The sequence below is a fragment of the Roseovarius sp. D0-M9 genome (assembly GCF_037083805.1).
Classification (GTDB): Bacteria; Pseudomonadota; Alphaproteobacteria; order Rhodobacterales; family Rhodobacteraceae; genus Roseovarius.
Map to the genome: position 1 here is coordinate 23,015 of NZ_JBAPKZ010000013.1, position 14,087 is coordinate 37,101.

Consider the following 14,087-nt stretch of genomic DNA (forward strand, 5'->3'; position numbering starts at 1 on the left):
TCCGAAATTCGGCCCGAACGGGCCTCAGATGTCTGCCTTGATGGCCGCGAAATGCGCTACGCTCCGCATGATCTGACGGGAGGGAACATGGGCCAACATTTGCACAATCCGTGGCGCGGGCGGGGGCTGGACGGGGCAGGGCCGTTGCCTTTGGCCGATGCGAGCGGCGTGGCCGACCTTCTGCAACGCTGCCCGGCCCATGCGCCAACACCCCTGCGCCAGGAGCCGAAGCTGGCGGCCAGACTGGGCATCGCGCAGCTGTGGCTGAAGGATGAACGTGCGCGCATGGGCCTTGGCAGTTTCAAGGCGCTTGGCGCAGCCCATGCCATCGCCCGCGAGGCCGCCGCCATGGGGGCGGGCGATCTTTGCACGGCGCTTCAGGGGCGTGTCTATGTCACCGCCAGCGCGGGCAATCACGGGTTGTCCGTCGCCGCCGGGGCGCGCTTGTTCGGGGCGCGGGCAGTGGTCTACCTTGCCGAAACCGTGCCCGAAGCCTTTGCCAAACGCCTGCAAGACAAAGGTGCCGCGGTCGTGCGCGCGGGCGCGCATTACGAGGCCAGCATGCAGGCCGCCGCCGCCGATGCACAGGCGCACGGCTGGACCCTTCTGTCGGATAGCTCATGGCCCGGATACACCGAACTGCCTTTGCGCGTGATGGAGGGGTATCTGCAACTGGCGGCCGAGGCTGCGGCGCAAATCGACCAGCCCCCCACACACATCCTGCTGCAAGCAGGCGTCGGGGGGCTGGCCGCAGCGGTCGCGGCCCATGCGCGCATGGTCTGGGGCGAGGGGCCCCAGATCATCGTGGTCGAGCCGGAGGCAGCACCGGCACTGATAGACAGCATCCGCGCGGGCCGCGTGGTCGACACCAGCGGGCCCGCATCCTGCATGGGTCGGCTGGACTGCAAGACGCCGTCGATGATCGCGGCGAATGGTCTGGCGCGCGATGCGGACCTCTTTGTCACCATTTCCGAGGCCGAGGCGATCAGTGGGGCCGATCTTCTGGCCGAACATGGCCTGCCGACGACCGCGTCGGGCGGGGCAGGGGTTGCGGCGATATTGGCCGGGCCGGGATTGCCGCCGGATGCGCGGGCTCTGGTCATCCTCAGCGAGGGGCCCGAGGATGGCTGAGCGATCCATGATTTTCCCCGCACAGGAGTATCGCGCGCGCATTGACCGCCTGCAGGCGGGTATGGCCCAAGGCGAGCTAAATGCGCTTTTGCTAAGCGCGCCTGCCGACATCTTTTACACGACGGGTTTTCTGACCCGGTTCTGGGAGAGCCCGGCGCGGCCCTGGTTCGTGGTGGTGCCGCAGGCGGGCGATCCGGTGGCGGTGATACCCACCATCGGGGCAGACCTGATGGGGCGCACATGGCTGCGCGACATTCGCACATGGCAGGCGCCCGATCCACGCGACGATGGCATCACCCTGCTTGCCGATGCACTGGCAGAGGCGGTGCCAGAAGGTGGGCGGATCGGCCTGCCAATGGGGCAGGAGACGCACCTGCGCATGCCTCTGGCGGGGTTCGAGACGCTCGCCGCGCGGCTCGCCCCGCGGAGCTTTGTGGACGCCACCGATTGCGTCCACAGGGTGCGGGAGATCAAATCCGAGGCCGAGATCACGAAAATTCGAGAAACCTGCGCCATCGCGGCTCGTGCCTTTGACCGCGTGCCGGAGTTCGCAAAGGCGGGGCAGTCCTTGGCGGAGGTGTTCCGCAGCTTTCAGATTGCGCTCTTGGCCGAGGGGGCAGATTGGGTCAGCTATGTCGCAGGTGGCGCGGGGCCGGACGGATACGGCGACGTGATCTCGCCTGCAGGCCCGCAGCGCTTGCAGCAAGGTGATGTGCTGATGCTGGACACGGGCGCAGTAAGGGATGGGTATTTCTGCGATTTCGACCGGAATTTCGCAATTGGCCCTGCCTCGGGTCCTGCACGCCGCGCGCATGCCGCGCTGTGGCAGGCCACTGAGGAGACATTGGCCGGGCTGCGCCCCGGCCTGCGTGCCTGCGACGTGCACAGGATGCTCGGCGAGGGGCTGCAAAGGCGCAGCATGGCACCATCGGCTGGCCGGCTGGGCCATGGGCTGGGCGTGACGTTGACAGAATGGCCCTCGTTCACGCCATTGGATCAAACGCCCCTGCGCGCGGGCATGGTTCTGACGCTTGAGCCGGGCTGCGTGACGGGCGACGGGCGCATCATGGTGCATGAGGAAAACATCGTCCTGCGCGAGGACGGCGCGGAGCTTTTGTCGCGCCGCGCCCCTTCGGAATTGCCGGTAATCCTCTCATGAGCGCTTTTCCCTATGTCTTGCAGCAGGATGCCTTGCCGCGCCTTGGCCTGATCGTTCTACAGGCCGATGAAACCATCGAGCAGGATTTTCGCCGTCTCTTTGGCCCGGACGAGGCCCGGCTTCATGTCAGCCGGGTGCCTTCGGGGGCCGAACTGACTCCCTCCACGATTGCCGCCATGGAAGCCGCGCTGCCCGTCGCCGCCAGCCTGCTGCCCGCTTCGCAGCCGTTTGATGTGGTCGGCTATGCCTGCACCTCGGGCACGACGCTGATCGGTGCTGAACGGGTGCGCGATCTGATCGCGGCGGCCACCCAAACCCACGCCACGACCGACCCGCTCAGCGCCGCGCTGGCGCATTGCCGTGCCTTGGGTTTGAGGCGGATCGGCATCATTTCGCCCTATATCGCGAGCGTCGCGGGCCCGATCCGCGCGGCGTTCGAGGCCGGAGGGATCGAGGTGCCGGATACGCTGTCGTTTGGCGAGGAAATCGAGGCGCGCGTCGCCCGCATCGCGCCGGCCTCCATCGCTTCGGCCGCGCGCGATCTGGCGCGCCGCAACACGCTGGACGGGATATTCCTGTCCTGCACCAATCTGCGCACGCTCGGCATTCTGGGGCCGCTGGCCCGTGAGCTTGGCTTGCCAGTGCTCAGCTCGAACCAATGCCTTGCATGGCACATGGCTGTCCTTGCGGGGATGGCGCCACCTCTGGATGGGCACGGCACGCGGGACGGGTGATATACCCGGTGATAAGGCCGCAGAGCGCCCAGAGCCAGCAGGGCGCAGGTTTGCAATCTTATTTCATTCCTTCGCAAAAGCCCGTCGCTCCCGCAGCGTCTCAGCTCATCGGGCCGCCTCTGGCGCCGAGGTCCGAAGAGAGGCCGTAGCGGCGCATCTTGTCGTTGAGGGTCCGGCGCGGAAGCCCCAGCGTTTCGGCCGCACGCAGCGTGTTGCCTGCATGGGCCTCCAACACCGCCGCGATCTCTCGCGTTTCGAACTCGGCCACGCGGTCAGCCAGCGTCAAGGCGCCCGTTGGCGGCGCGGCAGACGGCGGGCTGGCAGGGCCAGGCGCATCAAAGAGCCCAAGCGCATAGGCTTCGGCGCTGGCCTTCAACTCACGGACATTGCCGGGCCACGCGAGGCGCTTCAGCTTTTGTTGCATCGGCCAAGGCACGTCAGGGTCGGCGCGGCCATAGCGGCGCGCGGCCAGCTGGGCGTAATGCGCAAAGATCAGGGGAATATCCTCGCCCGCCTCGCGCAGGGCCGGTGTGACAAGCTCGGTCCCGGCCAGCCGGTAAAAGAGATCCGACCGAAAGCTGTCGAGCAATCGAAGCGGCGTCTTGGTCGTGGCGATCACCCGGATATCCAGCGGGCGCGGCTGGGTTTCTCCGATCCGCTCGATCATGCGTTCTTGCAAGACGCGCAGCAGCTTGGCCTGAATGGTCTCGGGCATCGTCTCGACCTCGTCCAGCATCAGCGTCCCGCCATGGGCGGCCTCAAGCTTGCCCGCCCGCCCCCCGGCGTCATGGGCGAACGCGCCCGCGCCGTGGCCAAAGAGGATGGTTTCGGCCATCGCCTCGGGCAGGGCGGCACAGTTCAGCGCGACAAAGGGGCCATCGGCGCGCAGGCTTCCGCCATGGATCGCGCGCGCGGCCAGTTCCTTGCCGGTGCCGGTCTCGCCGGTGATGACCACATCCAGATCGACCGAAGCGAGTGCCGCGATGCGGTCACGCAATCCGCGCATGGCCCGCGATTTGCCCAGAATGCTGGTCTTGTCACGTTCCGCCAGAACCTGTTGCAAGCGCACGACCTCGTTGCGGGCGGCCTGCGCGTCAAGTGTGCGCCGAATGACGGACAAGAGGTGCGCGGAGTCGTAGGGTTTTTCCAGAAAGTCCTCGGCACCTGCGCGGATCGCCTCGACGGCATGCGCCACATCGCCATGCCCGGTCAGCAAAACCACCGGGACGTCTGGCGTCTGTTCCCTGACCGCCTTGAGCAGGCCGATGCCGTCCATTCCCGGCATCCGCAGATCGCTGATGACCATATCGGGGCAATCGCCAAGCGCCGCGAGCGCGTCCCTTGCGCCCTCAAAAGCCCTGACATCATAGCCTGCGGTGGCCACCAGATCGCACAAGGCCGACAGGTGGTCGGTGTCGTCGTCCACGATATGAATGCAAGCGGTCATCGATCTGGTTCCTCTCGAACGGCAAGGGGCAGGGCCACAGTAACTTGCGTGCCCTCTTGCGGTGTGGACAGGATATCAAGCGTTCCGCCGAAATCAGCAAGGATCGCCTTGCAGATGGCGAGGCCAAGTCCGAGGCCCTCGCTGGCCATCTTGGTCGAAAAGAAAGGGTCCGTCACACGGGGCAGATCGCTTTCGGCGATCCCCGCGCCGTTATCGCAGACCGTGATCCGGGTTTGGCCGCCCGAGGCTGTCAGAGTGACGGCAATCTGCGCATCCGGCATGCCGTCGACGGCGTCCAGAGCGTTCAGCAAAAGGTTCGCCACGACCTGTTCGATGCGCACGGCACCGGCCATGACGGGCACGCAGGTATCGGGCAGGTGCAATCGGGGCGTCACGCCGACCACCTGAGCGCGAGGCAAAACCAGATCAACAGCCGACTTCAGGGGCGCGCGCAGGTCGATTAGCTTCAGCTCGGCGGTCTCCTTGCGGGCAAAGCTTTTCAGATGCTTGGTGGTGCGCTGCATGCGGCGGATCATGTCGCGCGCCTTGGCGATCCTCGTGGCGGTTGCCGTGTCTCCGGCGGGCATTCCCATCTCTGCCGCCGAGAGCGTCGCCTCCATCGCGGCCAGCGGCTGGCTGATCTCATGCACGATCGCGGCGGACATTCGGCCCATGGCGGCCATCTTCTCGGTATGAACAAGGGCCTCCTGCGTGGCTCGAAGGTCGGCTTCTGCCTGACTGCGGGCCTCGATCTCGCGGGCCAGATCGGCAGTGCGGTCGATGACCATGGCTTCCAGCTTTTCCGACTGCGACAGGCGCAGGGCGATGATCTGGCGGCGTTGCTCCCATGCCTTGAGCGCAGCGGCGATGGCAAGCGTGGCAAGGGCTGCAAGAACGGCCCATCCCAGCGCCAACAGCTGCAAGCCGCGTGTCGGGCGCGCGGCGATGACCTGCCCGCCGGTCGCGGGCACCGGGGCAAGGCGCGCGATCCAACCGGCCCCATTGGCATCGGCCCCGGCGGGCGGTGCCGACAAGAGGGGGGTGGTCGTTCCCAGACCGACATTCTCGTAGGCCCGCGAGGCTACAAGTTGGTCCAGCACATCGGGCGCCAGATCGACGAGCGGGCGGTATTGCCAATCGGGGCGCGCCGACAGAAAGACGATGCCATGCTCATCGGCCAGCGCCACATCCGCTTCGGCAGCACGCCATGTCGCCTGAAGGGGCCGCAAGTCCAGCTTGACCACCATGACGCCCACCTCGCCCCCGACATCGATACGGGCGGACAGGAAATACCCCGGCACGCCCGTTGTTACTCCAATGGCATAGAACTGGCCGTGGCCCGTGGCGAGGGCGTCCTGAAAATAGGGACGAAAGGCATAGTTTTCGCCCACGAAGCTGCCCGAACCGTTCCAGTTGGAGGCGGCGATTGTCTGGCCGGACGCGTCGATCAGAAAGAGCTCGTCGGCACCGGCATGTGCCGCGACCGTTTCCAGATAGGTGTTGGCGTCCTGAAGCGAGCCTTCGGCGGACAGCGCGCCCCGGATGCGGGCGTCTTCGGCGGCGATGGCCGGCAAGGCGCGCAGGCGGTCCAGCTCGGCCTCGACCGCGCGCGTGGTCAGCAGCAGGGTCTGGTCCAGCTCCTGCCGCGCGGTTCCAAGCGCGATGGCCTGCGCGACAAACCAGACCAGAACCGCCGACAGGCAGGCTAAAATCAAGGGGCGGACCAAGGTCATGCCTCGATCCACCCCGTGCCTTGGGTCTTGGTGCTGGCGCTGGGCCCCCGCTGCATCACGGCGTCATGATTGGTGCGAACCGGGCCGCAGGGCAGGCCCGTCTGATGTCGCCGTATCCCCGCGGTATTGCATCCAGTTGATCGCCAGCAGCACCCCGATCAGGATGGCGCCGGCAATTTCCACGGTCAGGTTTGGCCAGAAGAGCGCGACAATGCCCGGCATCAATAGCACACGCATCCACAGCTGCATCGGGCGCCACAAGAACGCTTCGAGCACCGCGGCAAAGGCCACGAGCCCAAGGATGGCGATCGCCCCGCTCCACAGCACCAGCGGCAGGGGGCCGCCAAGGATGATTTCCTGATTGAATACCATGAACAGCGGGATCAGGTAGAGGCCCTTGGCGTATTTCCACGCCTGAACGCTGGTTTCCATCGGTTTCGATCCCGCGATGGCCGCTCCGGCGAAACCGGCGAGGGCTACAGGCGGGGTGACGTTGCTGTCTTGTGAATACCAGAAGACGACCAGATGTGCGATCAGGATCGGCAGGCCGAATTCCTCGGTCAGTGCGGGGCCAACGAGGATGATCAGCACGATGTAGGCCGCCGTCACCGGCAGGCCCATGCCGAGGATCAGGCTGGCGATCACCACCAAAAGCAGCGCCAGCAAAAGATTGCCACCCGAAAACGCAATCATCATGGCCGAGAACTTCAGGCCCAGCCCGGTCAGCCCCACGACGCCCACGATGATCCCTGCCACGGCGCAGGCCATGGACACCGCAACCGCGTTGCGCGCGCCCAGCTCCAGCGCATCGAGCGTCAGACGGATGCCACGGCGGCACATCGCCGTGAAACCGGCCCCTGTGGGGCCGGTGGTCGCATAGCTCCACAGCGCCTTGGCCGATGCCGCCGCCATGATCGACAAGATCGCATAGAAGCCGACCCGCATGGGCGAGTATCCAGCCACCAGCAGCGCCACCAGCGCGATCAGTGGCAACAGGAAATGCCAACCTTCGGCCAGCACCTTGCGGGTGCTGGGCAGGTCCACGGCTGCCAGCCCCGTCATGCCCTGTTTGACGGCGGCGATATGCACCAGCAGGTAGACCACCCCGAAGTAGAGCACCGCTGGAAAGATCGAGACCAGCACGATGTCCACGTAAGGCATCCGTGTGAACTCGCTCATCAGGAAGGCGCCCGCGCCCATCAGCGGCGGCATGATCTGCCCGCCGGTCGATGCTGCGGCCTCGATCCCGCCCGCCTGCGCGGGCCGGTAGCCGAGTTTCTTCATCAGCGGAATGGTAAAGGCGCCGGTTGTGACCACATTGGCAATCGCACTGCCGCTGATCGACCCCATGCCCGCGCTGGCGATGACCGCCGCCTTGGCTGGCCCGCCGCGCTGGCGACCGGTGGCGGCATAGGCCAGATCGATAAAGAACTTGCCCGCGCCGGTGGCTTCGAGAAAAGCCCCGAACAGCACGAAAATGAACACGAACGTCGCCGCGACCCCCAGCGGGATGCCAAAGATACCCTCGGCCCCCAGCGTCATCTGGCTGGCCACACGGTCCAGCGAATAGCCCCGGTGGTTCAGGATACCGGGCATCCAGTCAGCCAGAAAAGGCAGCTCGCCCCGGTTGCCCGCAAAGGCATAGGCCAGAAAGGCCGCGCCGATGATCGTCATGCCAAGCCCGACGGCGCGGCGCGCGCCTTCCAGCACCACGAGGACGGTCAGGATGCCCATCCAGATGTCGATGTCGCGTGGAAAGATCTGGTTGGCAATGATGTCGATGTTCATCGGCACCCACGCCCCGGCCGCAATCCCGGCGAGGATCAGCGCGCCGTCGATGACCCAGCCCAGCCCCCCGCGTGGGCGGTCGCGGCCGAAGACCGGATAGATCAGGAAACACAGCACCAGAATGAAGCCAAGGTGAATGGGCCGCTGAAAGAAGAGGCCCAGCGGCTGCACCCCCGCCGCGTAGAGTTGGAACAGCGACAGCGCGATCCCGATCACCATGATGGCGCGCAGGACGATGCGCGGCTGCGGTGCCGCAGAGGTGGCCAGATCGGTGTCCATCGTCATCAGTCTTCGTTCCTTGTCAGTGAAATCCGCACGCGTTCGCGCGGGGCAACGGCGGACAGGGACACAACCCTGTCACCCACTTGCAGCCGATGATCGACCGGACCCGCGCCCGGCCGCAGCACATAGGCATTGCCCGGAACCGCCTCGTCGATATCAAGAATGAAATAGCCGCCCTGTCCGTCCGACACCTGCCGCCCGCGACCGGGAATGTGATCCAGTCCCGCCGCGAAATCAGGCAGATGCGACCAAGTCAGGACCATTTTTCCGCCCCGGTTCTCGTAGCAGTCGGACACCTCGAAACCCTTGACCGAGTGATGCCAGAGCACGCACCACTCACCCCCGTCCGGCACGGCAAAGCGCGCGATCTGCCGGCCATCCGCCCTTGTGGCGACCAGAGTCTCCGCCGTGGCAGGGAGAGAGACAGACAGAAGGAGGGCGCCAAGCCCTCCTCCCAGCCATTGCATCACGGGCGCAGGTCGTCCGGAATGGTGGCGCCTGCTTCTTCGTAGTACCGGATCGCACCGGGATGCAGCGGCACGGGCGTGGCGGACATGGTGAACTCGACCGTGGTCTCGTTCGCCGCCGGATGGACGGCCTGCAAGTCCGAGATGTTTTCAAACATCGCCTTGGTGATGGAATAAGCCAGATCATCGGACATTTCCGAGGATACCGCCAGCACGTTGGGAATGCCCAAGACAGTGATGTCTTCGTCGATCCCGGTATAGCTGCCGCCCTTCAGGGTGGTTTTTGCAAAAGTGCTGTCTTCTTCCATGGCCGCGGCCAGCTCTTCCTCGGTCAGCGCGATCATCACGATGTCCTGCGTGGTGGCAAGGTTGAGCACCGAAGAGGTCGGCGCACCGACAGACCAGAAGCCCACGTCGATATCGCCATTGGACAGCGCATCGGCGGTTTCGTTGAAGTTCAGCCGCTGTTCGTCGATATCGTCATAGGAAATGCCGTTGGCCGAAAGGATGGCGGCGGTATTGACCTCGGTGCCGGACCCGGGCGCGCCGATCGACACGCGCTTGCCGCGCAGATCGGAAAGGCTCGTGATCCCGCTGCTCTCAAGGGCAACGATATGCACCATGTTGGCATAAAGCGACGCCAGACCGCGCACCATCGGCAGTTGCTGGCCCTCGAAGCGGCCGGTGCCGGTGTGGGCCTGCGCCACGGTGTCCGCCAGACCGATGGCCAGGTCTGCATCGCCCGTGGCGATCAGGCCCATGTTCTCGACCGACGCACCCGTGACCTCGGCCGTTGCCGAATAGTCGTCGACGTTGGCGTTGATGACCTCGGCCAGTCCGCCACCCATGGGGTAATACACCCCGCCGGTGCCGCCCGTGGCGATGGAAAGCTGTTGTTGTGCCAGCGCCGGTGCGCCAAGGCTCATCGCGGCCAGTGCCGCCGTTCCGATCAGGCCCTTTGGCCCGCGAAAAATAGTGTTCAGCATGGTGTCCTCCCTGGACATATTTGTCGTGTCGTCGTCACGCGTTTTCCTCCCGCGATATGCGCAGTCTCGCAGAATTTCGAGGGAAGGTGGATAGATTTCCTGCCGCAAAGGCAAAATTCCATGGCAAGCGCTCGCCACCGCGAAGGCAAGAATTCGCCCGTTGCCCACACTGCGGCCCGGCAAAAGCGGCCCCCCGCCAGCCAAATCGGCTCTGCTCCTCCTGATCGCAGCCAATGAGGCTTTGGACGTCCCGCCGTAACGGGAGTTGCTCGATGAGCCTTCAGGCACGCCTTGATAGGCCAGCGACATCGACGCGCGCCTTGCCCTCCAAACGTTCGGTCGTCCATGGCGCGCGGTCTTCCGGGTTCGACCCCGCCATGAGGCGGGGGTGCAACCGGCAAATGGTAGCCACTGCGGCGGTCCACAGGTTGCGGGGCGTTGCCCGCGCCGTTAGTGTCCGCCGCGATGGGCGGCACTCCTCAGCCAACCTGATCATGCGGCATCTCAGGCAACGGGTCACGTCATGCGGAACATGTGTCACAGGCGAGTTGGCGCGGCACTGGCCGGCCATAGGCGATCCCGAACAGCGACAAGAAAACGGCAGGCAGCGAAAACCCGATGAGATTGAGATACTGGACGGCACTGATCGTTACTGTCTGCGTTGCTGCGACCCTGTCGTTCCGAGAGGCGCGCCAGACGCAAGTCCCGGTCGATGCCCTGCTCACGCCATCGATAGATGCACCAGACATCGCCCCGCCTGCGGACACGGGCCCCGATGGCCCTGAGCCTGCGGAACAGCCCGCCGAAGCCTTGGCAGAAGAGCCACAAGACGCCCGGCCTTCGGACGCAGAAGTTTCCACGGAGGTCTCGAACTGGTCGCGGGCTGTCGAGCCGGGGGAGAATCTCGACGTGCTTCTCGCCGATGCTGGCCTCGACGCGGTTGCCCGCGCCGAAGTGTCCGGTGCGATTGGCTCCGAATTCGACCTGAGACGGCTGAAGCCAGGCCACACGCTTGCCCTTGAGATCACGGCAGACGGCCGGGCGAAAAATGCCACGCTGGAAGTTGATGACGGCGTGAACATTCACGCGGCCTTCGGTGCAGAGCCCTCTGTGCGCGTGGCGCCGCCCACGCTTGAGAGCATTCGCCAAGCCGGCGAGACCGAGATCGAAAACTCCATATACGCCGCATTGGAAGATGCCGGAATCCCCACTCGGTTCGCCACCGATCTGGAGCTGGTTTTTGCGGGCACGCTCGATCTTCGGCGCGCGCTTGTCGGCGGTGAGCTTATGCGTATTGCCTGGCGAGAGAACCGTTTGGGCGACCGCGTGATTGGCGAGCCGACCATAAACTTTGCCGAGCTTGATCTGGGGGAAGAACGCTATGAGGTCATTTGGCCCGAAGACGGGTCCAGCCGCACCAGCATTTTCAAGGATGATGATCTGATCCTGACGTTCGATCAGCCGATCAGGGGCGCGCGCCTCAGTTCCGCCTTCGGCCCGCGCAAGCATCCGATCCACGGATACGTGCGGATGCACAGCGGCGTGGATTTCGCCGCCGAGCTTGGGGCCACGGTCCATGCAACGCAGGCGGGCCGAATCTCGTTCATGGGGCAAAAAAGCGGCTATGGCCTCATGGTCGAGATTGACCACGCGCAGGACATAAAGACCATCTATGCGCATTTGAGTGCAGTGAACGAGACGCTGCAAGTCGGCCAGCGGATCCCGGCGGGGCAGAAAATCGGTGATGTGGGATCAACGGGCACCTCCACGGCACCGCATCTGCACTACGAGGTGCTTGTCGAAGGCAGCCCTGTGCCGCCACTTACGGATACGCATTTGTCGCGGATTGGGGATGGAACACCTCATGTGGATTCCCCTATATCAATCGACGCCGCGCGGGATCAGCTTGCAGCGCTGCTGGCGGCGGCAGATGGATAGCATTCTGCGTTCGTGGCCGTCAGACCCTTGTGCGAACGACAGCCGGGGCAATGGGACGAGAAGGTGAGGGAGAGCGACGATGGCGCAAATGCAGCGCAAACTGCGGTCACTTGCCTTTGACGGGCTGTTCGCACTCTGGACCGGCAGTTTTGCACTCGGCATCCCTTTTTTATGGCTTGTGGGCAGGCCCGCAGGTGCGGTGCGCGCCTTCACGCGACTGTGGGTGAGAGGCGTTGTATTTCTTTTGCGCTTCGTCGTCGGCCTCACCTACACCGAACGGGGGCGTGCCCACCGCCAGCCCGAGGCCGGGATCATCATTTCGAACCATGAATCGACATGGGAAACGCTTGTCTATCTTGTGCTGTTTCCCGATGTCGCAATCGTCGCCAAGAAGGAGTTGCTGCGCATTCCGGTCTTGTCGTGGTATCTGCGGCACTCGCCGATGATCATCATCGACCGGGAAACCGGCTCTGCGGCATTCAAGATGATGCTCAAACAGGGCCGCGCCGCCCTCGCGGAGGGGCGGCCGCTTCTTTTGTTCCCGCAAGGCAGTCGGATGCTTCCGGGCGAGCCGATCCGTTTCAGGCGCGGCATAGAATTGCTCTATACTCAACTCGGCACGCCCGTTTTGCCGGTGGTGGTCAATTCCGGCGACTTCTGGGGGGCGGCCCACGCGTTCAAACAGCCCGGCACGATCACGGTCTCCTATCTGGAGCCGGTTCCGCCGGGCCTGCCTGCGGCCTCGTTTACCCAGACGGTGCAAACCCTTCTGGAGACCGAGCGCCCGAAACTCGGGACGCACTGAGCGCGGCGCGACATCCAGCATTTGGAAGCATGTGAGGCGTGAATTCGCAGGCGGCCCTCGGGCCCTCACGAGGCCGCCTTGGACCGTGGCCGCAGCGCCCGAAACCGGGCAGGGCACCCGGCAATTTCGCCGTGACGGATGCTTGCAACTTGCATGTTGTCATTCGCAGAGGTTTCGTTTGTAGTTGCTGCATGACGGACGATGCTGACCCCGACCCAGATGAGTTGAAGTCGCGGTATCTCGCAGAGATCCAAGGCGATCTGCGGGACTTGCGCGCCTCGTCGGCGGAGACGGCAGGCGACCGCCGGCCAGTCGAGCTTGACCAGCAAAGCGTTGGCCGACTGAGCCGAATGGATGCGATGCAGCAACAGGCCATGGCCTCGGCGCAGGAAACCCGTAGAAATGGCCGGATCCGCGCACTCGAAGCGGCCATTCGCCGGATCGAGGCCGAAGAGTTCGGCTGGTGCGTCGATTGCGGGGCGTTCATCGGATTCCGCAGGCTTGATGTCGATCCCACTGCGATCCGCTGCCGCGATTGCGCGACCTGAAACGATCTGGTTACAGCTCAATTGAATCAAAGCGGATTCAGGCCGGTGACGCGCGCCCGCCGCAATATCACCGCCGGTTGTTAATGCCTGAACATCTCGACTGCCGGTGTTTCCTTCAAACCGCATCCACCTTCGCCACGCGAAAGACGGCCATCTGGCTTGCGCCCCCCAGCGCGGGATGGTGGCCTGCGATGTCGTTAAACCGGGCGGTGTAGCCCGCTGCCTGGGCCGCGCGCGCGCACCATTTTCGGAATGTGGCCCGATCCCACTCAAAGCGGTGATCGGGATGGCGCATCCGGTGGGTCGGCACGCCGAGCAGCGGGTTGAACTCGGCATTCGGGGTGGTGATCACGATGCTGCGCGGCCGCATTCGGTAAAAGAGCGCGCGCTCCAGCTTGGACAGATCGCCCGGATCAATATGCTCGATCGTTTCGACAAGCAGCGCGCAATCATACCCGGTCAGATCGGCGGCAGGCTCGGTCATCGAAGCCTCGCGCAGATCGACGCGGGGCACGCGCACGTCGCAGGCCGCCAGTCTGCTGCGCAAACGATCCAGCGAGGCGCGGCACAGATCGACGCCCACAAGCTCTTGAACGTCCTCGCGTGCGACCAGACGCACGAAAAGATCCCCATCGCCGCACCCAAGGTCAAGCACGCGGCGGGCCGGGCCACTGTCGCGCAGGGCCGCATCCACGGCCTTCAGGCGCTCTTCGTGCAGCCAGCTGGTCATGCAGGGGCCCCGCCGGGGGCTTGCATCAACACGACATCCTTGCCCGGCACCTCGCAAACCCACCCCCAGACATGGGCCAGATGGCGAAAGGTTTGCTCGCGGTAGAACACCACATGCGTCGGATCCTTGCGGTAGTGCCAGTTTGCGAAGTGCGCGTCCTCGGTCTGAAAGCAGGTCATGATGGCAAGCCAGCCGCCGGGGCGGACCAACCCGCGCAGACGTGCAAACTCGCGATCCGGGTAATGGAAATGCTCGGCCACCTCCGTGCAGGTGACAAAATCGTAGAGGGCGCTCAGGGGTGCCGGATCGGGCGCAAAGAAGGGATCAAACAGTGCCACG

Annotated in this window: 13 protein-coding genes; 6 read left to right on the plus strand and 7 right to left on the minus strand. The window is 64.8% G+C overall.

What is annotated here, in order from left to right; genetic code table 11:
- Positions 1–87 precede the first annotated feature (87 nt).
- The 3 genes from V8352_RS10345 to V8352_RS10355 are packed head-to-tail and all read left to right on the plus strand — an operon-like array spanning position 88 to position 3,024.
- On the plus strand, positions 88–1,131 hold the full coding sequence (locus V8352_RS10345) for a pyridoxal-phosphate dependent enzyme (protein ID WP_336424212.1): 1,044 nt from the start codon (positions 88–90) through the stop codon (positions 1,129–1,131).
- Positions 1,124–2,290 carry a M24 family metallopeptidase gene (locus tag V8352_RS10350; protein WP_336424213.1) on the plus strand — a complete coding sequence of 389 codons (1,167 nt, stop codon included), beginning with the start codon at positions 1,124–1,126 and terminating at the stop codon, positions 2,288–2,290. The genes V8352_RS10345 and V8352_RS10350 overlap by 8 nt, the downstream gene beginning before the upstream one ends.
- Positions 2,287–3,024, plus strand: a complete 738-nt coding sequence (locus V8352_RS10355; RefSeq protein WP_336424214.1) for a maleate cis-trans isomerase family protein — start codon at positions 2,287–2,289, stop codon at positions 3,022–3,024. Before V8352_RS10350 ends, V8352_RS10355 begins: the two co-directional genes overlap by 4 nt.
- Before the next feature lie 100 nt (positions 3,025–3,124).
- Here the strand turns inward: V8352_RS10355 and V8352_RS10360 are convergent, their stop codons facing one another.
- From V8352_RS10360 to V8352_RS10380, 5 genes are all read right to left on the minus strand, one after another.
- A complete protein-coding gene (locus V8352_RS10360) occupies positions 3,125–4,471 on the minus strand; it encodes a sigma-54-dependent transcriptional regulator (protein WP_336424215.1) in 1,347 nt (448 codons plus the stop codon).
- Positions 4,468–6,204: a sensor histidine kinase gene (locus V8352_RS10365; RefSeq protein WP_336424216.1), complete on the minus strand. Its 1,737-nt coding sequence runs from the start codon at positions 6,202–6,204 to the stop codon at positions 4,468–4,470. Before V8352_RS10365 ends, V8352_RS10360 begins: the two co-directional genes overlap by 4 nt.
- A gap of 63 nt (positions 6,205–6,267) precedes the next feature.
- Positions 6,268–8,277 (minus strand): TRAP transporter permease, encoded by a 2,010-nt coding sequence (locus V8352_RS10370; RefSeq protein ID WP_336424217.1) that lies wholly within the window; start codon positions 8,275–8,277, stop codon positions 6,268–6,270.
- Positions 8,277–8,741, minus strand: a complete 465-nt coding sequence (locus tag V8352_RS10375) for a DUF1850 domain-containing protein (RefSeq protein WP_336424218.1) — start codon at positions 8,739–8,741, stop codon at positions 8,277–8,279. The genes V8352_RS10370 and V8352_RS10375 overlap by 1 nt, the downstream gene beginning before the upstream one ends.
- Entirely contained in the window at positions 8,741–9,727 is a 987-nt protein-coding gene (locus V8352_RS10380) for a TAXI family TRAP transporter solute-binding subunit (protein WP_336424219.1), read from the minus strand. The genes V8352_RS10375 and V8352_RS10380 overlap by 1 nt, the downstream gene beginning before the upstream one ends.
- A gap of 618 nt (positions 9,728–10,345) precedes the next feature.
- Here V8352_RS10380 and V8352_RS10385 point away from each other — a divergent pair.
- From V8352_RS10385 to V8352_RS10395, 3 genes are all read left to right on the plus strand, one after another.
- Positions 10,346–11,665, plus strand: a complete 1,320-nt coding sequence (locus V8352_RS10385; protein ID WP_336424220.1) for a peptidoglycan DD-metalloendopeptidase family protein — start codon at positions 10,346–10,348, stop codon at positions 11,663–11,665.
- 79 nt (positions 11,666–11,744) lie between these two features.
- A complete protein-coding gene (locus V8352_RS10390) occupies positions 11,745–12,470 on the plus strand; it encodes a lysophospholipid acyltransferase family protein (RefSeq protein ID WP_336424221.1) in 726 nt (241 codons plus the stop codon).
- A gap of 191 nt (positions 12,471–12,661) precedes the next feature.
- Positions 12,662–13,018 carry a TraR/DksA family transcriptional regulator gene (locus V8352_RS10395; protein WP_336424222.1) on the plus strand — a complete coding sequence of 119 codons (357 nt, stop codon included), beginning with the start codon at positions 12,662–12,664 and terminating at the stop codon, positions 13,016–13,018.
- 115 nt (positions 13,019–13,133) lie between these two features.
- Here V8352_RS10395 and V8352_RS10400 read toward each other — a convergent pair whose 3' ends face one another.
- Complete coding sequence (locus V8352_RS10400; RefSeq protein ID WP_336424223.1) at positions 13,134–13,748, minus strand: methyltransferase domain-containing protein; 615 nt, start codon at positions 13,746–13,748, stop codon at positions 13,134–13,136.
- A complete protein-coding gene (locus V8352_RS10405) occupies positions 13,745–14,086 on the minus strand; it encodes a methyltransferase domain-containing protein (protein WP_336424224.1) in 342 nt (113 codons plus the stop codon). The genes V8352_RS10400 and V8352_RS10405 overlap by 4 nt, the downstream gene beginning before the upstream one ends.
- Position 14,087 lies beyond the last annotated feature (1 nt).

Bases quoted from the DNA above. Each gene is read 5' to 3' on its own strand.
- V8352_RS10345 (WP_336424212.1), top strand. From the start codon at position 88: ATGGGCCAACATTTGCACAATCCGTGGCGCGGGCGGGGGCTGGACGGG.
- V8352_RS10350 (WP_336424213.1), top strand. From the start codon at position 1,124: ATGGCTGAGCGATCCATGATTTTCCCCGCACAGGAGTATCGCGCGCGC.
- V8352_RS10355 (WP_336424214.1), top strand. From the start codon at position 2,287: ATGAGCGCTTTTCCCTATGTCTTGCAGCAGGATGCCTTGCCGCGCCTT.
- V8352_RS10360 (WP_336424215.1), bottom strand. From the start codon at position 4,471: ATGACCGCTTGCATTCATATCGTGGACGACGACACCGACCACCTGTCG.
- V8352_RS10365 (WP_336424216.1), bottom strand. From the start codon at position 6,204: ATGACCTTGGTCCGCCCCTTGATTTTAGCCTGCCTGTCGGCGGTTCTG.
- V8352_RS10370 (WP_336424217.1), bottom strand. From the start codon at position 8,277: ATGACGATGGACACCGATCTGGCCACCTCTGCGGCACCGCAGCCGCGC.
- V8352_RS10375 (WP_336424218.1), bottom strand. From the start codon at position 8,741: ATGCAATGGCTGGGAGGAGGGCTTGGCGCCCTCCTTCTGTCTGTCTCT.
- V8352_RS10380 (WP_336424219.1), bottom strand. From the start codon at position 9,727: ATGCTGAACACTATTTTTCGCGGGCCAAAGGGCCTGATCGGAACGGCG.
- V8352_RS10385 (WP_336424220.1), top strand. From the start codon at position 10,346: ATGAGATTGAGATACTGGACGGCACTGATCGTTACTGTCTGCGTTGCT.
- V8352_RS10390 (WP_336424221.1), top strand. From the start codon at position 11,745: ATGGCGCAAATGCAGCGCAAACTGCGGTCACTTGCCTTTGACGGGCTG.
- V8352_RS10395 (WP_336424222.1), top strand. From the start codon at position 12,662: ATGACGGACGATGCTGACCCCGACCCAGATGAGTTGAAGTCGCGGTAT.
- V8352_RS10400 (WP_336424223.1), bottom strand. From the start codon at position 13,748: ATGACCAGCTGGCTGCACGAAGAGCGCCTGAAGGCCGTGGATGCGGCC.